This window comes from Aquincola sp. J276, assembly GCF_024700035.1.
Taxonomy (GTDB): Bacteria; Pseudomonadota; Gammaproteobacteria; order Burkholderiales; family Burkholderiaceae_C; genus Aquincola; species Aquincola tertiaricarbonis.
In genome coordinates this window covers 660067-681050 of record NZ_JAJONC010000002.1, presented here as the reverse complement: position 1 = coordinate 681050, position 20984 = coordinate 660067, and the positions used below count along the sequence as shown (strand labels likewise).

At 63.8% G+C, this 20984-nt stretch carries 22 protein-coding genes and 3 pseudogenes; 6 read left to right on the top strand and 19 right to left on the bottom strand.

What is annotated here, in order from left to right:
• Positions 1–2: 2 nt before the first annotated feature.
• From LRS14_RS21075 to LRS14_RS21065, 3 genes are all read right to left on the bottom strand, one after another.
• Positions 3–461 (bottom strand): hypothetical protein, encoded by a 459-nt coding sequence (locus LRS14_RS21075; protein WP_257800956.1) that lies wholly within the window; start codon positions 459–461, stop codon positions 3–5.
• Between the two features lie 4 nt (positions 462–465).
• Positions 466–1194 carry a StbB family protein gene (gene stbB, locus LRS14_RS21070; RefSeq protein WP_257800955.1) on the bottom strand — a complete coding sequence of 243 codons (729 nt, stop codon included), beginning with the start codon at positions 1192–1194 and terminating at the stop codon, positions 466–468.
• A gap of 380 nt (positions 1195–1574) precedes the next feature.
• Complete coding sequence (locus tag LRS14_RS21065; protein ID WP_257800954.1) at positions 1575–1898, bottom strand: hypothetical protein; 324 nt, start codon at positions 1896–1898, stop codon at positions 1575–1577.
• A 28-nt stretch (positions 1899–1926) separates the two neighbouring features.
• Between LRS14_RS21065 and LRS14_RS21060 the strand changes: the two genes are divergently transcribed.
• The 3 genes from LRS14_RS21060 to LRS14_RS21050 all read left to right on the top strand — a co-directional run bounded on the left by LRS14_RS21060 (position 1927) and on the right by LRS14_RS21050 (position 4325).
• Positions 1927–2499, top strand: coding sequence for a hypothetical protein (locus LRS14_RS21060; protein ID WP_257800953.1), 573 nt, complete (start codon positions 1927–1929; stop codon positions 2497–2499).
• Positions 2496–3440, top strand: coding sequence for a relaxase/mobilization nuclease domain-containing protein (locus LRS14_RS21055; protein ID WP_257800952.1), 945 nt, complete (start codon positions 2496–2498; stop codon positions 3438–3440). The genes LRS14_RS21060 and LRS14_RS21055 overlap by 4 nt, the downstream gene beginning before the upstream one ends.
• 333 nt (positions 3441–3773) lie before the next feature.
• Positions 3774–4325: a hypothetical protein gene (locus tag LRS14_RS21050; RefSeq protein WP_257800951.1), complete on the top strand. Its 552-nt coding sequence runs from the start codon at positions 3774–3776 to the stop codon at positions 4323–4325.
• Here LRS14_RS21050 and LRS14_RS21045 read toward each other — a convergent pair.
• The 7 genes from LRS14_RS21045 to LRS14_RS21015 form a co-directional block, all read right to left on the bottom strand.
• Positions 4294–4725: a hypothetical protein gene (locus LRS14_RS21045; protein WP_257800950.1), complete on the bottom strand. Its 432-nt coding sequence runs from the start codon at positions 4723–4725 to the stop codon at positions 4294–4296. The genes LRS14_RS21050 and LRS14_RS21045 overlap by 32 nt on opposite strands.
• The gene (locus LRS14_RS21040) at positions 4689–5453 is read right to left on the bottom strand and encodes an ATP-binding protein (RefSeq protein WP_257800949.1); all 765 of its coding nucleotides are present in this window, start codon (positions 5451–5453) and stop codon (positions 4689–4691) included. The genes LRS14_RS21045 and LRS14_RS21040 overlap by 37 nt, the downstream gene beginning before the upstream one ends.
• 588 nt (positions 5454–6041) lie before the next feature.
• Positions 6042–6491 (bottom strand): DUF305 domain-containing protein, encoded by a 450-nt coding sequence (locus LRS14_RS21035; RefSeq protein WP_257800948.1) that lies wholly within the window; start codon positions 6489–6491, stop codon positions 6042–6044.
• Between the two features lie 82 nt (positions 6492–6573).
• Entirely contained in the window at positions 6574–7275 is a 702-nt protein-coding gene (locus tag LRS14_RS21030; RefSeq protein ID WP_257800947.1) for a DUF305 domain-containing protein, read from the bottom strand.
• 87 nt (positions 7276–7362) lie between these two features.
• Complete coding sequence (locus tag LRS14_RS21025) at positions 7363–7695, bottom strand: four-helix bundle copper-binding protein (protein WP_257800945.1); 333 nt, start codon at positions 7693–7695, stop codon at positions 7363–7365.
• Between the two features lie 475 nt (positions 7696–8170).
• Positions 8171–8524: a DUF305 domain-containing protein gene (locus LRS14_RS21020; protein WP_257800944.1), complete on the bottom strand. Its 354-nt coding sequence runs from the start codon at positions 8522–8524 to the stop codon at positions 8171–8173.
• 97 nt (positions 8525–8621) lie between these two features.
• Complete coding sequence (locus LRS14_RS21015) at positions 8622–8879, bottom strand: heavy-metal-associated domain-containing protein (RefSeq protein WP_257800943.1); 258 nt, start codon at positions 8877–8879, stop codon at positions 8622–8624.
• A gap of 176 nt (positions 8880–9055) precedes the next feature.
• Here LRS14_RS21015 and LRS14_RS21010 point away from each other — a divergent pair.
• A pseudogene (locus LRS14_RS21010) lies at positions 9056–10537 on the top strand (heavy metal translocating P-type ATPase); the annotation flags it as partial.
• Positions 10538–10635: 98 nt separating this feature from the next.
• Here LRS14_RS21010 and istB read toward each other — a convergent pair.
• The 4 genes and pseudogenes from istB to LRS14_RS20990 all read right to left on the bottom strand — a co-directional run.
• The gene (gene istB / locus LRS14_RS21005) at positions 10636–11475 is read right to left on the bottom strand and encodes an IS21-like element helper ATPase IstB (protein WP_257798292.1); all 840 of its coding nucleotides are present in this window, start codon (positions 11473–11475) and stop codon (positions 10636–10638) included.
• Positions 11472–12953, bottom strand: a complete 1482-nt coding sequence (gene istA / locus LRS14_RS21000) for an IS21 family transposase (protein ID WP_257800941.1) — start codon at positions 12951–12953, stop codon at positions 11472–11474. Before istA ends, istB begins: the two co-directional genes overlap by 4 nt.
• Before the next feature lie 216 nt (positions 12954–13169).
• Positions 13170–13472, bottom strand: a pseudogene (locus LRS14_RS20995) (transposase); the annotation flags it as partial.
• Between the two features lie 483 nt (positions 13473–13955).
• Positions 13956–14066 (bottom strand): annotated as a pseudogene (locus tag LRS14_RS20990) (IS110 family transposase); the annotation flags it as partial.
• A 534-nt stretch (positions 14067–14600) separates the two neighbouring features.
• Here LRS14_RS20990 and LRS14_RS30775 point away from each other — a divergent pair.
• Positions 14601–14762: a four-helix bundle copper-binding protein gene (locus LRS14_RS30775; RefSeq protein WP_404977602.1), complete on the top strand. Its 162-nt coding sequence runs from the start codon at positions 14601–14603 to the stop codon at positions 14760–14762.
• A gap of 92 nt (positions 14763–14854) precedes the next feature.
• Positions 14855–15484 carry a cation transporter gene (locus LRS14_RS20980; RefSeq protein ID WP_257800940.1) on the top strand — a complete coding sequence of 210 codons (630 nt, stop codon included), beginning with the start codon at positions 14855–14857 and terminating at the stop codon, positions 15482–15484.
• 41 nt (positions 15485–15525) lie between these two features.
• Here the strand turns inward: LRS14_RS20980 and LRS14_RS20975 are convergent, their stop codons facing one another.
• From LRS14_RS20975 to LRS14_RS20955, 5 genes are all read right to left on the bottom strand, one after another.
• Positions 15526–16182: a DsbA family protein gene (locus tag LRS14_RS20975; RefSeq protein WP_257800939.1), complete on the bottom strand. Its 657-nt coding sequence runs from the start codon at positions 16180–16182 to the stop codon at positions 15526–15528.
• Positions 16179–16640: a disulfide bond formation protein B gene (locus tag LRS14_RS20970; protein ID WP_257800938.1), complete on the bottom strand. Its 462-nt coding sequence runs from the start codon at positions 16638–16640 to the stop codon at positions 16179–16181. The genes LRS14_RS20975 and LRS14_RS20970 overlap by 4 nt, the downstream gene beginning before the upstream one ends.
• Positions 16641–16857: 217 nt before the next feature.
• Positions 16858–17133, bottom strand: coding sequence for a hypothetical protein (locus LRS14_RS20965; protein WP_257800937.1), 276 nt, complete (start codon positions 17131–17133; stop codon positions 16858–16860).
• 300 nt (positions 17134–17433) lie between these two features.
• Positions 17434–17823 carry a hypothetical protein gene (locus LRS14_RS20960; RefSeq protein WP_257800936.1) on the bottom strand — a complete coding sequence of 130 codons (390 nt, stop codon included), beginning with the start codon at positions 17821–17823 and terminating at the stop codon, positions 17434–17436.
• 41 nt (positions 17824–17864) lie between these two features.
• On the bottom strand, positions 17865–20984 hold the full coding sequence (locus LRS14_RS20955; RefSeq protein ID WP_257800935.1) for an efflux RND transporter permease subunit: 3120 nt from the start codon (positions 20982–20984) through the stop codon (positions 17865–17867).

Genomic DNA, 20984 nt, shown 5'->3' with positions numbered 1-20984 from the left:
AGTCAACGCCAGGGCGCCGCGCAGAGCACCTCGGTCAAGGCCGCCGACAGAGCGGCCGTGGCTGCATGCGTCAGCCACAAGCGCCATGGCGTCTGCGCTTGACGCAGCAACTGGCGCAGCGTCGCTGCGACACGTTGCGTCTCGTTGGCGAGTTCCTGCGCGACGACGGTCCGCGCCACTTCCACCATGGCCTCCCGTTGCACCTGGATCCCCAGCTGTTGCAGCGAGTACGTCTCCCTGACGACGTGGGCCACGGCCTTCACTTGTGCTTGGGTGCTGATGGCCGTGACTTCTGCGTGGATCGCTGCGATCGTGTTTCCGGAGCCTTGAATAGACTGCTGCAGCGCAGTGCTGACGCATTTCATTTGCTGCGACTGGGCATCGACGCGGTCCAGCAGGGCGGCCACATCGCCGAGCAGTTCGGCGAGCAGCGCTTCACGGGCGGTGCCAGAGTGCGCCAAGGTGTCAACCCACAGAGTCCTGCACCACCGGTGACATGGGCTTCACCAGTTCTAGCGCCGCGAAGCAACGATCGAGCTCTGGCACCACACCCACGGCCAACCGCCGGGTCGCCAGGCGCTGGGCGGCCGCCAGCCGCTGCGTCGCATCTTGAGTCGAAGCGATCAACGCCTTGTAGTCGGTTGCATCACTGGCCAACGCGCGCAGGTCCTGGCCCTTCGCACGTTCATAGACTTCGTTGAAGCCCAGCCAGGCGTCCTCGGCCAGCCTGGCCACGCCGCTGCTCCGCACAAACGTCCACACCGGCTTGAACACCTGGGGAAGGGCGTCACCCTCATCAACCAGGTTGAAGACCAACGACAACTTCTCTGGCGGCACTCCCAGGCGCGACAGGTCGACCAGTGTGGCGATGGTGTCTTGCTGCTGCTTCCAGGCCGGCACCGTCGGCAGCAGGAACCGGTCGAAGTCGTCGTGGCTGCCGCTGTACCTTCGCATCAGCGCCAGCAGCTCTTCCACGTTGCTCGCGCCGATGTCCACAACGGCACTGTCGACGGTCTGCAGGTACTCCTGCAGCGCGCCGAATTGGTTGGCACGCAGAGTGTCGGTGGTCGTGTCGTCCGCGTTCAGGCTCTCGATGGACACGACGGCAGCGCCGGGCAGGCGAGGGGCGAGCAAGTGCCGAGCAATGGTGGTCTTGCCGACGTTGCCCGAAAAGTTGATGACAGCAATCTTCACGATGACTCCTCTCGGACTAGACGTGCACGCAGCAAAGGATTGCCGATGTGCTCCTGCATGAAAGCGGAGGCAAAGTCCCTCGCGCTGACCTTGCCTGGTACGAGACCGGAGATGGCAGACACCGCGGCGGGCGAAGCACTCGGCGCTGAAGATGCTCCCACCGTTTGAGACGAGCGTGCCGTGCGGCAGGCCTCACGCTGAACGGTGGTCACATGGACTCGTACACCAGCATCGGCCAAGGTCGCCTGGATCGTCCGAAACGTGTACCCTGCGGCGTGCAGGCGGCGGATCTCGTCGCCGTAGGCCGCAATCTTGCGGTCCCTACGCCCGGGCGGAAGTTTGGGTACCAGCTGCATGTGACCTCCAACTGCAGAGGCAGTCTAGGGTATGGGCGTGCGAATCGAGACGATGATTTTTGGCCCGAATTCATCGTCTGATGAGCCGATGCAAAAAGCGGCGGCTGCAATGCATGTGGATGCAGGAAGATGCAGGAAAAGGCGGATCGCCGGCTGCTTCGCTGCTGCTAAAGCACATCCAAAGCCGACAGAAGCGCGATAGCAGCGGTGCCGCTGCGCAATCGATGCGTTGCGTCGTCGAACGATGATTTTTGGACAGAAATCAGCGCTTTGAACGCCATCGAACTCGAGCAAACTAAGGACATCGGTTAGTGCAGGATAGGCGCGGTGGCGCCGTTTGTCGGACAAGCGGGCGCTTGTCCTCAAGGAGGCTCGGATGGACACCTCACCTCGCGACCGCATCACGGTCGATTTGCAGGGCTTGAAGGGTGCGCTGATGGCGCGCGCCGAGGCCGACGGCGTCATGCCATCGCAGTTCGTACGACAGGCGCTTGCCGCTTCGCTGGGGACGCAGGGCACTGTAGACGCCCAGGCAATACAGCCCGCCGCACGGATCAGGTCACATCGCCTGTGCTTGCGCATGCGCCCTGACGAAGTCAAGGCGGTGCGGTCGTCGGCTGCGCTTGCCGGCCAACGCCCCGGTCGCTGGTTGGCACGAGTGGCCGCTGGCGGCGCTGTCGGTGCGACTGCGCAGCAGCTCGACGCTCAGCGCACGGCATTGGTAGCCGTGACGGCTGAACTGGCGGCGTTACGCAGAGTCCTGCAGCGACTGAGCTTGCAGGACCGCATTGATCCGACGTCTCCGGAAGCAGAGGTCCTCAGGCAGGGTCTCGGCGACTTGCGAGCGCTCCTCGTTTCTGCAGCATCGCTGGCGATGAACAGCCCGCCGGTGGCCCAGGCGCCGATGCACCGGACACCCGGCCGCAGCGTCGCTCGGAGCGCGCCATGACGTCATACACCGATGCTGCCTTGGTGCACTGGGGCGAGCGGCTGTTCTATCCGGGCAATCGACGGGTGCCCAACGCAGCGCCCCGCCTGCGCGGCTCGCCTGCTGAACGGGCCGCTGCCCTGCGCGAGCGCATCGCCGCGCTGGTGCAGCGCCGTGCCCCTCAGGTGATGGTCAAGGTCACCGGCGGCGGCCGAGGTATGCGCGCCATCACGGCGCATTTCCACTACATCAGCAAACACGGCCGGCTGCCGATCGAGGATGAACGCGGTGACGTGGTGCAGGGTCGGGAAGAGCTCGACTTGCTGTTGGACGAGTGGCGCTGGGGTGGTAGCCCGATCGAGGAAAACACTGAGCGGCGCGAGGCCTACAACATCATGCTGTCCATGCCGCGTGGCACCGACCCGTCTGTCGTGCAGCGCGCGGCACGCGAATTCGCACAGGCAGAGCTGGCAGATCACAAGTACGTCATGGTGCTGCACGACCACCAAGCGAATCCTCACGTGCACCTCAGCGTGCGGGCAGAGTCAAACCATGGACACCGACTGAACCCTCGCAAGGCCGATCTGCAGCGTTGGCGAGAGACATTTGCGGAAAGGTTGCGCGGTTGGGGCGTCGAGGCGGAAGCCACACGGGCTGCAACGCGCGGCGTGCAAGGCCGCGATGAGGCGTTATGGCGGCGACAGGCCCGGGACCAGCAACGGCTGCGGCGGGAGGTAATTCGACGCCCGATCGCCATTGCTCCTTCCTACATCTCAGCTCGTCAAGCTTGGGCGCGTATCGGGCAAGTGCTTGTCCGGTCAAAAAGTCCGCCAGATCGCAACCTCGCACGTGATCTTGCCAACTTTATGCGGGGGAGTCCTCGCTTCGCCGTTCCTCAACTCTCGCCGCAGCGTTCCATTGAGAAGGGCCTGCGGGATCGCAAATCAGAGCACCGCCGTTGATACGTCATTTTGCTCGGGCTATGAGACAAGCGATGCATCTGGAGCTGTTCGAGACTTATCTGTAAGTGATGATAGTACGCGTTATCATCACATAGCACGGCGGCGCCTAGGGGAAGAGGGCGCCTTTTTGACCAACAGCGGCCTGGGCCGCCCACCTCGGAACGTTTTAGGCGGAGGGAACGCCGCCCAACTTTCGTGACCCCGGCGATCGCGGTGGTGTCGGCCGGTCAGGGCGGCCAGGCATGGCGTGGCGATCGTCGATTCGCCCGAGCGGTCTGACCGATCCGATCGGCGGTGGCGTAGTGGCTGCTCGAGCCGCCATAAGCTGTCCTGGTGAAGATCGTCGAGTTCGACCACGCGGACGCTCGTGCGCAAGTGCAGCTGCGCCGCAAAGATGGTGACGTCGTCTGGGTCGAAATGTATGCGTTGCATGGTGGTTCCTCAGTTGACGATGCCGCGGGTTCTGAGGTCGGCGATCTAACGTCGGCCGACGACGAAGAGCTGCGTGGTCTCGCACTCGGGCGGCGCGGTCTTGTGCGGGTCTCGCCGAAGACAGACACGAATCGTACGGCTTCCAACGGACGTCAGACCTGCCTGGCGTCGCAGGCCAGTCGGAGAGTACGACTTGGCGATATGCGCTGGGTGGAGATCAATCTTTGCAACAGCGATGTCGGACGGGCAAGCCTCCTGCGGCAGGTCCTGCATTTCCAGTGCCGCCGAAATAACGCGGGGCAGCAGTTGCGCCTTGGGTTCAGCCAATCCGAACGGGTGGGCTTTGTCCGCTTTGATCGGAGGTGGCAGGATGTCGTAGGTCAGCAATTCACCCTTCCCAATGAGAAATCGGTTTGCCATTTCATCCCTCCTTTTTGCGGCCTCGGCCCTTGATCGGTGACGGCCCCGCGTACTTGCGGATGGTGTCGCGCGAGACCCCGGTCAGGGCCATGATCTTGTTATGCGACATCCCGTTGGCGCGGGCTAGCTGCAGGGCCAGCTCGAGCTTCGCCGGCTTGTCCAGTCGATCGATGTGCTGCGCAGCGAGTGAGACAGCCAAATCTGCCGGAGCTACGCCATTGAGCACAGCGTCACGCCGCATCGAGGCGATGGCACGCTCAACGTCAGAAAGCGAGTGGCCGTGCATCGAATTGGCCATGAGGTGCAGGAAGGGCTCATACGCCGGCGCATCGGGGCCCAAAAAGCGCCGCACCGCAACCTCGATGGTGCTGGGATCGGACTGCTCGAACGTCAGGATTACGTCGAACCGCCGCCACAGCGCCGGATCGACCAATTCGCAAGCAACAGGCCCGTGTCCGGCCAGGCGTCGACCTCTTGCAGGATCGCCGTTACGAGCCGCTTGAGTTCACCGACGTCCGATTGGTCGCTTCGCCGCTTGGCGATGGCGTCGATCTCATCCAGCAACAGGACCGCCTCGTTTGCGCGTGCATGGTCGAACACTGCCCGGAGGTTGTTGCCGGTTTTGCCAAGCAGGCTGCTCATCACCGTCGTCAAGTCAAGTATCCACAGCGGCTTGCCAATCTGCGCTGCAATCCAGCGGGCCGACAGCGACTTGCCCACGCCCGGCGGGCCCACGAGGATCGCGGAACGCGTCGGCCGGATGCCGCGCGCACTCAGCTTATCGCGCTCCCGTCGCTCGCGCACGATGCTTTGGATCTGCTTGAGCAGACCTTTGGTCAACAGCGGCGCCTCTAGGCCCGCCAAGTGATCGAACACCCGAATCAACGAAAGTCGGGAGTCCGCATCCATTGGCAGCGGTGACACCTCAGGCGGAGTCGAGCCGCGGCGCAGGATGGAAGGGGCGGAGCTGCGGGTCTGAGTCGATTTCAGCGCCTGGTTGATCCGTTCAGCAAAGTCCGGCCGCCGCCCGCGATACTTCCGAACGAACTTGGCCAAAAGCAGCCGCACGTCCTCCCAGGAGCCCGCGGCGGCAAGAAGGACTAAATTGGCGAAATCCGCCTCAAGATCCTTGAGTTCGTCTGTTTTATCCTCGACTGACATGGAGAAACGGCGTCAAGTTCATTAATTGAATTGACTAAGTTTCACATTTAATTGACATATCTGCAAGAGTGGTTGCAGTTGGGCCGCAGTTCCGGAGCCGTCCTCGGTCCGCCTGACGTTTTTTCTTGAAGCGTTGCATGCTCGCTCTCCTGTAACCGTCGAATTACGCAGTGGCCAAGATGATACCTTCGGCCAGCAACTGCTTCTCGCGAGCCAGCGTTCTGAGCTTTGCCTCTACAGGAGTGAAGGGTCCGGGCGGCAGGTCGATGATCGGTCGATCAGAAAATTGCCGCCGGCGACGCATCATTGCCGGATGGTTTCGCGGACGCGTTACAAAAATGGGCGGCACAAGGATCGGTCTGTGCTGTCTCGCGTGTAGCGCAGGATCGCTATGGGAACGTCAGTCATGTGGAATGGGGCGTCACGACACCGTCGTTGTGCGACTGGGTCGTCGGCGCGGCCGTTGCAGCTGCACACGATGTCGCAGACGCTCTGAGCTACGGGGCTACGGTCTTTACGCTATTTCCAACGGGATCCGGGTTTGCGTGCAGGCCCCCTTTTGTCCTTGGACCTCAGCGAAGGCTGTGCTCAGCGCTTATCCATCTCGGAGATTAGCTGCTTCATCTCGGCAATCTCGCGCACTTGTGCCTCGACGATGTCGTCGGCCAGCTTGCGCACACGCGGGTCCGCGATGCTGGCCCGCTTGCTCGTCATGATGGCAATAGAGTGGTGCGGGATCATCGCCTTCATGTAGGACACTTGGTCAACAGTGGCCTGGCTGCGTACCAGCCAGAGCGAAACTGCGAAGACCAAAACGCTGCAAACGGCAATGCAGAGGTTGGCGACTTTGTTCTTCAGCATGTGCGTCATAAACGTGAGCATGATGGCCGCCATGGTCGCGCCCATCACGAGCGCCATCCAGGCGCGCGTCTGGCTGAAGAACACATGGTCGAATTCGAAGGTGTTGAGGTACATCAGACCGAACATCACCACGGTGGACACAGCAATCATTGCGGCAAAGCGACTATAGGGATTCATTTTTTTCCTTGGATGTGAGGAGGTTGCCCTGCATCGCAAACCGCGGCTCGGTCGCGGTTTGCGAGCATTCCTGCCTCTCTAGTTAGTGACCGCCACTGTGGTCGCCCCGCGGCAGGCCGTTGTTGCCCCTCAGAGGCTCGAGGTTGCGGAACGGCTGATAGTCGACGACGCCAAAGTGCTTCTTGAGTTCCGCTCGCATCATTTGGATGTCTGCAATTTGGCTATGCCACATGCTCCGACACTCCATACGAAGTTCGTCGTGCCCGAGGTCTGTCCCGGTCATGCATCCATTGACCGGCTCCATCAGGGTGTAGTGGTGTCGGGCAAACACCTCGTAGAAGGCATGGTTGAAGTCGGCTCCCGGCTGCGCTCGCTCGAGGAGGGCAATCTGCACCATGTTCTCAGGGCGGACGCGAGGCTGGTACTGAACTCCGTACCAGTCGCGCAGGAAGCCCTGCATCTTCATGATTTCTTCGCGCTGCATCCGGTTGTTTCGCCGGGCCATGGACTTCAAGTCGTCCAATGACGCCTTCGCCGGCGTGGCCGCATAGCCAGGTGTCGGTGAAGTGCCTTCGCTGGCATTGATGTCAACGTTGCGTTGAATGTCTGTTCCAGCCGCGAGTTCGGTGATGCGCAGTGCTGCGAAGTGGTGGTCAATGGCCATTTGCATGAATTCGACCTCGAACCGAGCGGTTTGACCGCGGCCGGGGCCGTCGGCATGAGCGTGGTTTGTTGATAGGAGCGCAACACAGGCCGCGACAGCAGCCAACTTGACGATGGTCATTCTGGTCTCCAAAGGGGTGGCTCCGCCGGCCCAGGCCGGCGGACGGGGGTGCACTGCGAGGAACGGAGTGCCTATTGAGGACTTAGGTTAAGCCCCAGCCATGCGGCGGCACTCGTCGGCGCACTTCAGGCACGCCTTAGAGCAGGCTTGGCAGTGGTCATGCTGGTGCTTGGCGCATTCCTCACCGCACGCCTGGCAGACCTGTGCGCAAAGCTGGCACAGCTGCTTGGCGAACTCGCTGCCGCGGGCCATGTAGCCAGCTGCCAGGCGGCAGATTGCAGCGCAGTCCATGTCGAGAGCGATGCATTTCGCCATCATTTTCACGTCCTGCTCCTGCAGGCACGCGGCCGCACAGTGGTCGCAGGCGTCGGCACAGGCGTTGCAGGCATCAACGCAGGCCTGGTTCTCTTGGTGAGCCATCTCGAAACTCCTTCGTTCAAACAATCAAGGTTGCGGGCGAACGATTCGTCCGCGCACGGTCGAGCTCGCCGCGTCAAGCGGCGTGAACGGAGCTTCAGGTTCGAGGTTTGTGCTCAGGAGGTGGCCCCACATAGGAGGCGGGATGGGTGTCGGCGGGCAATTCAAGCCGCGCGGCTGTGCGGTTGTCGAACAAGCAAAAGTCCGCAGTGCACATCGTCGGCACCGATGCCAAATTGCAAGGACCGGCGTGGGCAAGATGGGCTGCCTCGTGCGCCGCAGGAGGCGTTGCTCCCGGCTGTGCTCCTGCGTGTCCGGATTGGTGGGCCGAGGCATGGTGCCCCATTTGCATCGCGCAAGCGATTTGGCAGGCCACAGTAGCGCTGACCACAGGTAAATATGTAACCAGCACCAAGCCCAGCAGGAAGCGCCGGAGCGTCGAGTTGCCAAGCCACCTGAACATGGGCTGCCCCAGGACCTACTTGTTCTTCGCCAACCACTGGTCCAGCTGGCCGATTTCCTTCTGCTGGTCCTTGATGATTTTCTGAGCCATCGCTTTCAGTTCGGGCGATTTCCCGTGTTGAACCTCCACCTTGGCCATCTCGACCGCTTGCTGGTGGTGCATGCGCATCATTTCGGCAAAGTCCCTGTCGGTGTCCCCAGTCGGCTTCATGCCTTGCATTTTCTGCATGCCGCTCATCATCGACTCATGCATTTGACTGGACACACGGCCGGCGCCTGAAGAGGGAGCGCTGCTGGAGCCTTGGGAGAAAACAGCAGGAGGGCCCATGACTGCGCAACAGGTGAGTGCTGAAACGAAGAGCTTGTGCATGTCGAACCTCCGGAGTGTTTCGTCGTTGCAGGCAATCGGCGTTCCTTCATATGGCAGTTGGCGGCGAAGACGAACCTGCTCGCGGCAAGCCAAGCACTCAACGGCAACCGCCGCAGCAAGAGCCGGCCGGCTTGCTAGACGCTGTCGAGGCAGCTTGGACCGGGACGGGCGTGTAGCCCGCGTCCTTGATGGCCTCGGCGAGTTCATCTGCGTCGGACGACAAAGGCTCCACCTGAACACGGTGCGTCGCTAAGTCGATTTGAACCTTGGCGTCCTTGTCGGTGGCTTTCAGCGCTTTCGTGATGGTGCTCACACAGTGGCCGCAGGTCATGTCGTTGACTTGAAAGGCAATCATCGCTTTCTCCAGGTACAGGTTGTCGATGGACGTACTTTCAAGGTTTCCACTGTTGGAATGTCAAAGAGGTCCGACGGAAGGCCACACTGGCAATGTGCACAATCACCCGCGCGCGTTGACTTTGTCATTGTTGGAACCTTGACGATGCTCAACATCGAACCAAATACGAGGCAACCATGAGCACCCCAGCACTGTCCAACCCCAACGGAATCAAGCTTCAGATCACCGGGATGACGTGCGCTTCATGCGTCCTGCGCGTGGAGAAAACGCTCAAAGCGGTCCCTGGTGTCAAGGAGGCGAGCGTCAACTTGGCGACGGAGGAGGCCGCTGTCAGCGCCGATGCTTCCGTCACCGCCGAATCGCTTGCAGCAGCGGTCCGCAAGGCTGGCTATGACGTGGCCACCACGGAGACGGCGCTGCAGGTGGAAGGCATGACGTGCGCCTCATGCGTGGGGCGCGTGGAGAAGGCGCTCCGCAAGGTACCCGGCGTCTCCAGCGTCAGCGTCAACCTGGCGACCGAGAAGGCAACCATCCAGGCACTGCCGACGGTGCCGGTATCCGCTTTGGTGGCCGCCGTAGAGAAGGCCGGCTACAAGGCAACCGAAGCCCACGATGAGAAGCCGAAAGTCGCTTCCGGGCTTCCATCATGGTGGCCCGTTGCGGTCAGCAGTGCGCTGACCCTTCCGCTCGTCCTACCGATGGTGCTTCAGCTCTTTGGCACCGAATGGATGCTCAACGGCTGGGTGCAGCTGGCCTTGGCTACGCCGGTTCAGTTCTGGCTGGGCTGGCGGTTCTACCGTGCCGGTTGGAAAGCGGTCATGGCCAAGACCGGCAACATGGACCTACTGGTGGCTCTCGGCACCTCGGCTGCCTTCGGACTTTCCGTCTACCTCCTGTTCAAGCACGCAGAGCACGGCATGCCGCACCTGTACTTCGAGGCATCGGCGGCCGTCATCACTTTGGTCCTTTTGGGCAAGTGGCTTGAGAACCGGGCCAAGCGGCAGACCGCGGACGCGATTCGTGCGCTGAATGCCCTGCGACCTACGACGGCCCGAGTCCTCCGCGGGCGCGTTGAAGCCGACGTCCCTGTGGAACAGGTCTTGGTGGGTGACCTCGTGGTCATCCGGCCGGGTGACCGGGTCGCTGTCGATGGGGAAATCGTGGAAGGTCGCAGCCACAACGACGAAGCGCTCATCACCGGGGAGAGCCTGCCGGTGGCCAAGGCCATCGGCGACAAGGTGACCGGAGGCGCCATCAACGCGGAAGGCGCTCTGACCGTTCGCACGACCGCCGTCGGCGCGGAGACGACGCTGGCTCGCATCATCCGGATGGTCGAATCGGCTCAGGCGGCGAAGGCACCCATCCAACGGGTCGTCGACCGGGTCAGCGCCGTGTTTGTCCCGGTCGTCCTCGGTATCGCCCTGGTTACCTTCCTGGGCTGGTTCGCGTTCACCGGCAACTGGGAACAAGCACTCATCAACGCGGTCGCGGTGCTGGTCATCGCCTGCCCCTGTGCCCTGGGGTTGGCGACACCCACTGCCATCATGGCTGGCACGGGCGTGGCCGCTCGACACGGCATCCTCATCAAGGACGCCGAAGCCCTGGAAGTCGCGCATGCGGTCACGGTGGTCGCTTTCGACAAGACAGGGACCCTGACTGTGGCGCGTCAATCTGGATGAGAGCAGCGCGACAATCAGGATGAGAACCGTGTCGCGGTCGTTGGATGATGCACGAGTTTGTTTGTCGCGCAATGCTTTCAGGGTGTTGGCGGTGTCGCGCTGGGCTTCGGTACGCCGACGTTTTTGGGCGTTGCAAAGCTGGCAGGACGGCCCGCCCCGACTTGCTTGCGCTCGATGGCGGTGCGACGACGGTAGCTCTCGACGTTCATCTCGAAGATGGTCGAGTGATGGACCAAGCGGTCGACGGCGGCCAGCGTCATGGCGGGGTCCTGGAACACCTTGCCCCATTCCCCGAACGGCTGGTTGGCGGTGATGATCATCGAGCGCCGCTCATAGCGGGTGCTGATCAGCTCGAAGAGTGCGGACGTCTCGGCTTGGTCTTTGGTGACGTAGGCCAGGTCGTCGAGGATCAAGACGTCGAAGTTATCGAGCCTGGTCAGGGCTGCCTCGAGTGCGAGTTCGCGGCGAGCCACCTGCAGGCGTTGCACCAGATCCGAGGTCCTTGCGAACAACACTCGCCAGCCCTTCTCTACGAGGGCCAGGCCGATCGCCGACGACAGATGGGACTTCCCGCCGCCGGGCGGTCCGAGCAGCAGGACGTTGGCGCCATTGCGTAGCCACTCATCGCCCGCGCACAGCGCGGCCACCTGGGCCCGCGAGATCATCGGCACGGTGTGGAAGTCGAAGTTGTCGAGCGTCTTGCCGGGCAGCAGCTTGGCTTCGGCCAGATGCCGTTCAATGCGTCGCCTGTCGCGTTCGGCAAGCTCGTTCTCGGCCAGTGCGGTGAGGAACCGGGCTGCGGGCCATCCCTCCTTGTCGGATCGTTCAGCGAAGCTCGACCAGATCTGCTTGGTGGCGGGCAGGCGCAGCTCCGACAGCAGCAGCGTCAGGCGGGCGGCGTCGAAGTGCTCGGTCATGCGATCACCTGCGCGTCCGAGGTTGCCAGGATGTCGTAAGAACTCAGCGCTGCGAGCCGCACCGACACCTCCGGCAAGCTTGCCGGGTCAGGTGCGAAGCGCGCTGTCAGCGCAGCAAGGTCCGGCGCGCGCCGGTGTGCGAGATCGTCGTCGAGCAAGTCGGCCAGCTGCAGCTCGCACGAGCGGTCGTGGGCCAAGCTCAGCAAGGCGACCATCGTCTTGCAGGCCAGGCGCTCGGACATCGTCTCGTGCAGGAACTCGAACATCCGGCGGTAGGCCTGCCGAGGGAACAACTGATCGCGGTAGACCACGCCGAGCAGCGCCATCGGCTTGCGCCGCAGCGCGTGGATGACGTGGTGGTAATCGACGACGTGGCCGTGCTTGCCGTTGGCGCCGGCACGCCCGCGTGGCAGCGTCATGAGCGACGTGGCGCCCAACAAGAGCTCCAGGCGGTCGTCGTGCAGCCGCACGCGCAGCCGGTGGCCGATCAGGCGCGACGGCACGGTGTAGAACACCTTGCGCAGGGTGAAGCCGCCCGACGAGGTCACATAGACGAAGGTCTCCTCGTAGTCGCACGTCCGATCTGGTGGCAGCGGCTGCAGCAGGGCCCGCTCGGCATCGATGCGCTTGCCATTGCGTGCATTCTTGCGGCTGACGATCTCGTCGATGAAGGCGCGGTACGCGGCGAGGTCCGTGAACTCGGTGCTGCCCCGCAACAGCAACGCGTCGTGCACCGCACGCTTCAAATGCCCGTGCGCGCTCTCGATGCTGCCGTTCTCGTGAGCGACGCCTCGGTTGTTGCGGGTCGGCTCCATCAGGTAGTGGGCGCACAGCGCGTCATAGCGCGAGGTCAGGTCATCTCGGGCCGCCGCGTCGAGGTTACGGAACGCGGCGGACAGGCTGTCGCTGCGGTGCTCCCGCGGCGCACCACCAAGTGACCAAAGCGCGTTCTGAAGGCCCTCGGCAAGTGCCACGTAGCTCTCGCCCCCGAGGATGACATGCGCATGCTCAAACCCGGAGCACGCCAGCCGGAAGTGGTACAGCCGATGGTCGAGCATGGCGCCTGCCACCGTCACGCCGAGATCGGCCATGTCGGTGAAGTCGGACAGGCCCATGCGGCCGGCCTCGTGGACTTGGCGGAACACCACCTCGCGCTCACCGCCGTTGACCGCTCGCCACGCCCGGATGCGGCGTTCGAGCGTGCGTCGGACGCCGGCTTCAAGTTCGGGGTGGCGTCGTCGCAGCTCGTCGAACACAGCGACCGGTCGGATGGCCGGAGCGGCCCGGAGCAGCGGCACCACTTCGGCATCGAAGATGTCGACCAAGGGATCTGGGCGCCGGCGGCTGCGGGGGGACTTCTTCGCGGACGGCAGCCGTGGGTCCCCTTGCAGGCGATACGCACTGGCAACGCTGATCCCGGCTTGCGCCGCGGCGGCTGCAAGCGGCTTGGTGAGTCTGAGCTTCATGAACAACCTCATCTGCTGATCGTGGATGTGACTACCAGGCACGGCCGGACTCCCAGGACGAGAGCCCGCTTCGTACCTCACTTCCGCGATCACCGGCGTAGCACCACTAGGAGCCTCGCCGCCGGCAGTGCCGGGAGCCAACCGGGCTACGCCCGTCCGGCTCCCGGCACTGCCAAACTTCTCAGGTTGATTGACGCGCAGTTCTTACGTTGATTGACGCGGGACACTGCTGACCGCCTCGCAGATCGCCTCTGCGTCTGCGGCATCGTTCTTGTTGCTCTTGACGTACGGCTTGACGAACTGGGGCGCCATCAGCCGGACTGTGTGGCCCAGCGCCTGCAGCTTGCGGGCCCAGTGGTGCGCGCTGGCGCAGGCCTCGATGCCGACCAAGCAGGGAGGAAGGTTCGCGAAGAAGGGAGCAACTTGGTCGCGCTTGAGCTGCTTGCGCAGCACGGCCTTGCCGCGCTCGTTGACCCCGTGAACCTGGAACACGTTCTTGGCCAGATCGAGGCCGATCGTCGTAATCTCCATGGCGGACGCTCCTTCCGATCGAGTGGTTGCTGACACATCCACTTTGGCACTTCGATGCCGTCTACGGGTGGGGGCGTCCATCCCATTGCATACGGCCGGCTGGCGCGCGTGCTGGACGACTGGTGCCCTCCGGTGCCCGGCCTGTTCTTGTACTTCCCTGCCAACCGCCACATGCCGGCGCCGCTGCAGGCCTTCGTCGATCTGCTGGGCGCGGCGCAGCCAGGGCCGGCCTAGGTGGGGCAGGCCGGCCGCCTTCCTGGGCTCGACCTTGCGCTCCGCACTGCGCCGGGGGCCGAGGTACTACCGAGGATGCGCGCCATTTGTCCTTGAGCGATGCGCTGGCCTCGTCCAACGGTGCCTCGAACTCCGCCTGGTGGAACCTATGGCCCAGGGCTTGTTCAAGACTTCAACGTGGGAACGACTCGTTCCTGGACCAAGTAGTACGACACCAGCGAACGTTCGGAGGGTGATGGCGGGAGGAGCAACCTGGTCGCGCTTGAGCTGCTTGCGCAGCACGGCCTTACCGCGCTCGTTGACCCCGTGAACCTGGAACACGTTCTTGGCCAGATCGAGGCCGATCGTCGTAATCTCCATGGCGGACGCTCCTTCCGATCGAGTGGTTGCTGACACACCCACGTTGGCACTTCGATGCCGTCTATGGGTGGGGGCGTCCATCCCATTGCTTTCGCAGAAGTGAGTTCCTGGGAAGGTGCAGCGGCATCCGCGCGGCAGGCGGCACCGCGACGCCCGCTAGTACCAGGCACCAGGCGCGGCACGTCAACGCTGAGCCTGCGTTTCCTTTGCTAGCGAAGGGCACGTCGATTGCTGCGATGGCCATCGATTGTTGCAATGACGAAGGCTCCGAGACCGCCACGGAAGCGTTCCGCCTTTCCCGTGCCTGTTTACCGACGGACAGTGGTGTCGCCCGGCTTCGGCGGCGTTCACATCACTAGGAGGTTTGATGACCGATCAAATAGACCAAGCCTGCATTGACGCCTGCAGCGCATGCGCTGTTACTTGCGATCAATGCGCGACTGAGTGCCTGCTGGAGCAAGACGTCAAGATGATGGCGCGCTGCATCGCGCTCGATACGACTGCGCGGCGATCTGCCGATCGGCCGTCGGCCTCATGGTTCGCAGCAGCGAACTCGCCAAGCGGGTGTGCGCGCTCTGCGCGCAGATGTGTGAGGCGTGCGGCGAGGAATGCACCAGGCATCAGGCAGACCACTGCCAGCGGTGCGCCGAGACCTGCCGGCGATGCGGGCAGGAATGCTGGTCGAGGGCGGCTTGAGCCGCCCGCTCGCAGAATCGGCACTCCATATAGGCCGTTGATGCCGACCCGCGCTGCCCGCGGGCAGTATTCAGGGGCTGTAAAGGGCGTTTATGAGTGACGACGATGACAAAGGTCTCGACGCCGGCCAGGCGAAGGATCGCCGCATCCTTTGGCAAGTGCTGCTGATCAACCTCGGGCAGTGCGCGGTCGGCGGCGGCGTGGGCGTCTGGGCTACCTCCACGGCGATCATGGGGGCGGCGTTGGACAATCTGGCGGATGCCTCGGTGTACGCCATCAGCCTGTACGCGGTCGGCCGCGCTGCCACGATCAAGGTGCGTGCGGCCCGTCTGTCGGGGTGGCTGCTGATCGGTCTGGCGGTCATGCTGTTCGTAGAGGTCTTGCGACGCTTCTTCGGCGGCGAAGCGCCTGTAGGTGCCGCAATGATGGCGTCCGCCGCGTTGAATGCGGTGCTGAATATCGTGTGTCTTCGGCTGCTGCGCCGACACCGAGGCGACGACGTGAATTTCAAGGCCGCGGCGATCTTCACCAACAACGACTCGCTGGTCAACGGCGCGATCGTTCTCGCTGGCGCCCTGGTGATGTGGTGGGGGTCGAATCTGCCCGACCTTGTGCTGGGCATCCTGGTGGCAGTCATCGCCGCCAACGGGGGCCGCGAGATTCTGGCCAAAGCCGGCGAAGCGGCACGCCAGGATGCCCGCGCGGCGCCAGAGCGCCGTTGAATCTGACCGTTCGTGCCGCGCGCGGCGCGTGCGGCCGTCGCCTATTTCCTAGCCTTCGCCACTTCCTCGGCAAGAAGGGCCGCGAGCTGGTCCGGGCCGAAGCTGGGCAGGCTGCGGCCGTTGACGAAGAAGGTCGGCGTGCGCTTGACTTGCAATGCGGTGAGGTCTTCGACGTCCTCCGCCAGCAGTGCCTGCATCGCGGGGAGGGCCATGTCTTCCCGTGCCCGTTCGATGTCCAGGCCGGCTGCCCTCGCGATCTCGAAGGTGAGGTCGGGGTTCGGGCGCCCGTGGTCTGCCCAAGTTGGTTGCGCCTGCAGCACCGCTTCCAGCACCGGCTGGTACTTGCCCTGGCGCTTGGCCGCTTCGAGCAGCTTCACCACCTGGTCGGAGCCCTGGTGGAACGGCGCGTAGCGGATGACGAGCCGGACGTCGTCGGGGTACTTCGCCATCAGGCTCTTGACGATCGGATAGAACGCGCGGCAGGTCTCGCAGGCCGGGTCGAAGAACTCGACGATAGTGACCGGCGCGGCCTGCGGGCCGAGCACCGGCGAATGCATGCGTACGAGGCGTGTCTGCTCGGTGCGCACCGTCTGGTCCTGGGCGCTCTGCGTCTGCTTACGGTACAGGCTCACGCCAATGGCGAAGGCGGCGGCGACGAGGATCAGGATGCCGCCGACAGCGAGCTTCTTGGTGTTCATGGACGGGCCTTTCTCAGGTAGACGAGCAGGAGGGCAGCGATGGCAGCGAAAGCCAGCAGCGACAGCCACGGAATCTGGATGTCGCCGAGGATCACCAGTTTCTGGTCGCTGCAGGACGGGCCGGCGCCGCAGGGAATCCACCACTGCGGCACCCAGCCTGCAACGAGTGCGGTGTGATAGCTCGAAACCGCGACGCCGCCCAGCGCCAGCGGCAAGGCGTAGATCGCACCGCGGCGGTCGCCGCCGAAGGCAGCGATGCCGAGGATCACGGCCAGCGGGAACATCAGGATGCGCTGGTACCAGCAGAGCTGGCAGGGCGTCATGCCCATCACCTCGCCGATGAACAGAGCGGCGAACGTCGACACCAGGGCGAGGGCCCACGCGACCGACAGCCAGATCCATCCGGTGCCCGATCGGCTGGCCGGGCTGCTGCCGTCTGTCCCGTTTACGCTGCTCATAACGCATGAAGTGTCACTGGAGGATGAATCGGTGTGGTCGCCGGCTCAGCCGCGACCGCCACAGAAGCAGCAACTCTGCTTGACGCCGATCGCGAAATGCCCGTCCGAGAGTCCGGAGCCGTATCCAGGTGCAGCGACTTCGCACCAAGCCGGCTTGTCCTGCTTCTTCTGCCGAGTTCCATGAGCGTTCCATCAGGTGCCGTCGACTTCCATGAAATCAGCCGCGGAGATCCAGATCTGCAACCAGTTTTGCAGCCTGTGCGCGTGTTTTCACCGACTCAGCCTGAGCCATCTGCCACGTGAAACTGGTGCCCCAGGCCCAGCCCGAGCCGATCAGTTCAACCACCCGCAGGTCGCCGGCGCGGCCTTCAACACTCATGTCGACGCTCCGGCCCTCCCATTGCGCGGACACGCGATGTGCGCCGGGCTTCAGGCGCAGACGCACCAACGACACCGGAATGGTCGCCGCGGTGGCGGCGCCATCGATCGCCACAGGCACCACCACACTGGCATCCCCCAGCGGCTGCGCAGCACGTAAACGGTCAGCGCAGTGGGGTCGGCCTCGAAGCGTTTGGCCTCGGCCTCGACGGCATCGGTCGGCACGGCGTTCGGTGTACAGGTCAACGTTGGACGGTAGCTCTTGCCGATGCGGTAGCAGTAGGTGCCGTCGGCGTTGACGGACCGCAATGGTTTGGTCATGCACCCGGCGAGCGGCGCAAGGCCAACCACTGCCAGGCCAATCAACAGCGTTCTGCGGTGAGGCCGGTCTGACCCGGTCATGATGAACCCCGGTCTACTTCAGCGCAAAGCGTACCGTGCCGGCTGACTTGCCAGCGATGGTCACCAGGGCGACCACCTTAGTGCCGGGGCCGACCTTGAAAGTGCCTGAGGCTTCAAGCTTGTCGCCTGCCGGCCTGAGCTCGACTTCCTGCTTCTCGGCGCCTGTGAGCAGCGTCAGCTTGGCGCTGGCCTTGGACACATCAGCAGGCTTGTCATGGTCCCGCAGGTGCAACTGGATCATCGTGGGCTTGGCAACCAGTTCGTAGTCGATGTCCTTGACTTCAACGACGACGCCGCCGTGCATGGGCTTGTGCTCATGCGCGTGGTCGTGCTTGTCGCCGGCGGCGAAGGCCGAACCAGCCAGGGTCAGGGCAATGGAGGCAAGAAGGGGTTGCATTTTCATGGGTGTCCTTTCGAGGTGGTGCGTAGGAACAGAGGGAAGAATCAAAGCGCCTCGGCGTCCTTGTCGTTCATCAGCGCTTCGGCAGGCTTGCGCCCGAACAGCCAGAACATCGCGGGCGTGAGGAAGGTATCGAGCAGGGTCGAGCTGATGAGGCCAGAGAAAATCACCACGGCCACCGGGTGCAGCACCTCGGTGCCGGGTTGCTCGGCCTCGAACAGCAGGGGAGCCAGCGCGAAGGCGGTGACAAGCGCCGTCATCAGCACAGGGCTTAGCCGCTCCAGCGAGCCGCGCAAAATCATTTTCTGGTCGAAGGACTCCCCCTCAAAGCGCATCAGGTTGATGTAGTGGCTGACCTTGAGGATGCCGTTGCGCACCGAGATGCCGGCCAGCGTGATGAAGCCAACCAGAGCCGCCACGCTCAGCGGCTGGCCCGACAGCCACAAGCCGATCACCGCGCCCACCAGGGCCAGCGGGATGTTCACCATGATCAGTGCCGACAACGCCGCCGATTTATAGCGGCTGTAGAGCACCACGAACATCAGCGTCAGCGACACGATGGACAGCAGGCCGACCAGACGCGACGCCTCCTCCTGGGCCTGGAACTGCCCGCCCAGGGTAATGAAGTAGCCCTCTGGCAGCCTGGTCTCGGCCACGACCTGGCGGATGTCGGCCACGATCTCCGACAGCGCGCGCCCGGAGGCGTTCGCCGACAGCACGATGCGCCGCTTGCCGTCGTCGCGGCTGATCTGGTTCGGGCCGTCGCCGTCTTCGATAGTGGCGATCTTGGACAGCGGGATGCGCCCGTTCGGCGTCTCGATCAGGATCTGCCCGAGGCCGTCGACCGAGCGCGCCGATTCCGGCAGCTTGACCACCAGCGCGAAGCGCCGGCTGCCCTCGACGATCTGCGTGACTTTCTCGCCTTCGACCAGCGCCTGCAGCGCGGTCAGCACCTGCGGTGTTGGCACGCCGTACTGCGCCGCGGCGGCGTAGTCGATGCGCACCTTGATCTGAGGCGCCAGCACCTGCTTCTCGATCTGCAGGTCGGCGATGCCGGGGATGGCTGCCAGTTTCGCACGCAGCACGTCGGCCTGGCCGCGCAAAGCATCGAGGTCCTCGCCGAAGATCTTGATCGCGATCTGCGAGCGCACGCCCGAGAGCATGTGGTCGATGCGGTGCGAGATCGGCTGGCCGATCTCCAATGCGGCTGGCAGGTTGACCAGGCGCGCGCGGATGTCGGCCTTGATCTCGTCCATGCTGCGCGTCAGTTCCGCTGTCGGCTTCAGGCCCACGTCGAGCTCACTGACGTGCACGCCCTCGGCATGCTCGTCCAGTTCCGCGCGGCCACTGCGCCGCCCGACGTGTGTCACCTCGGGCACCTGGTTGACCAGCACCTCTGCCTGGCGCGCCAGCGCCGACGATTCCGTCAGCGTGACCCCGGGGTTCAGGCGCAGGCCGATCAGCAGCGTGCCTTCATTGAAGGGCGGCAGGAAGGTTGTCGGAAAGAACGGCACGGCTACCGCAGCAACGAGCACCGCTGCACCTGCGGCGGCCATGGCGGCCTTGGGCCGAGCAAGCAGGCCCTGCAGGGCGCTGAGGTAACGCGCCTTGAGCCAGGCCAGCACCTTGGTGTCGCCGTGGTCCAGGTTCTTCATCCGCGGCAGCAGGTAGTAACTCAGCACAGGTGTCACCGTCACTGACACGATCAGCGACGCCAGCGTCGAGACGATGAAGGCGATGCCCAGCGGCACGAACAGCTTGCCCTCCAGCCCTGGCAGCGCGAACAGCGGGATAAAGACGAGGACGATGATGACCGTGGCATACAGGATCGCGGACCGCACCTCCATCGTCGCGTGCGCGACGATCTCGATCGGATTTAGACGGCTGTGCGGATGATTGGCGCGGTCCGCCTTCAGCCGTCGCAGCACGTTTTCGACGCCGACCACCGCGTCGTCGACCAGGCCGCCGATGGCGATGGCCAGGCCACCCAGCGTCATGGTGTTGATCGACAGCCCGAAATACTTGAAGACCAACGCGGTGATGAAGATCGACACCGGGATGGCCGTCAGCGCGATGATGGTGGGCCGCAAGGTGCCCAAGAAGAAGAACAGGATCACCGCCACGAAGATCGACGCGCCGATCAGCTTGCCCTGCAGCGTGGTGATCGAGGCCTCGATGAAGCTGGCCTGGCGAAAGGTCACGCGCGGTGCCTCCATACCGGCCGGCAGCGAGGCTTTCAGCCCCACCAGGGCCTCTTCGATGGACTGAGTCAGGGCAATCGTGTCGGCAGTCGGCTGCTTCTGAATGCCCAGGATCACGGCCGGTTTTCCTTCGTAGCCCGCGTCGCCGCGCTTGAGCGCCGCGGCGAAGGTCACCTCGGCGATCTGGCGCATCAGGATCGGTTGCCCATCCTTGGATGTCAGCGCCAGGTTGTTCAGGTCTTCGAGGCGTGAAGTCCGGCCCAGGTTGCGAATCAGGTACTCCCGCCCGTTTAACTCCAGGAAGCCGCCGGAGGTGTTGGAGGAGTAGCCCTTCAATGCACCTTCGAGCTGGTCGTGCGTGATGCCCAGCTCGGCCATGCGCGTCGTGTTCGGCTGCACCTGGAACTGGCGGACTTCACCACCGATCGGGATCACCTGCGCGACGCCCGGCACCGACAGCAGCCGCGGGCGCAGCACCCAGTCGGCGTACTCGCGCACGGCCATCGCACTGATCTTGCTCGGATCGACCGGAATGGCGATCTGCATGATCTCGCCCATGATCGAGCTGATCGGCCCCATGCGCGGCACCACGCCTTCGGCGATGCCTTCTTCCATCGATGACAGCCGCTCCGACACCAGCTGCCGGGCGCGGAAGATGTCGGTGCTCCAGTCGAAGGTGACGTAGAGGAAGGACAGGCCAGCCGATGACGTCGAGCGCACGCTCTCCACGCCGGGCAGGCCGTTCATGGTTGTTTCCAGCGGGAAGGTGATGAGCTGCTCCACCTCCTCGGCAGCCATACCGCCGGCCTCGGTCATGATGGTGACGGTGGGCTTGTTCAGGTCCGGGAACACGTCCACCGGCGTGGTGGACAGCGTGAACGCGCCGTAGGCCATCAGAACGACGCTGGCGATGATCACCAGCAGCCGGTTCGTGAGGCTGCTGTCGAGTAGCCACTTGAACAT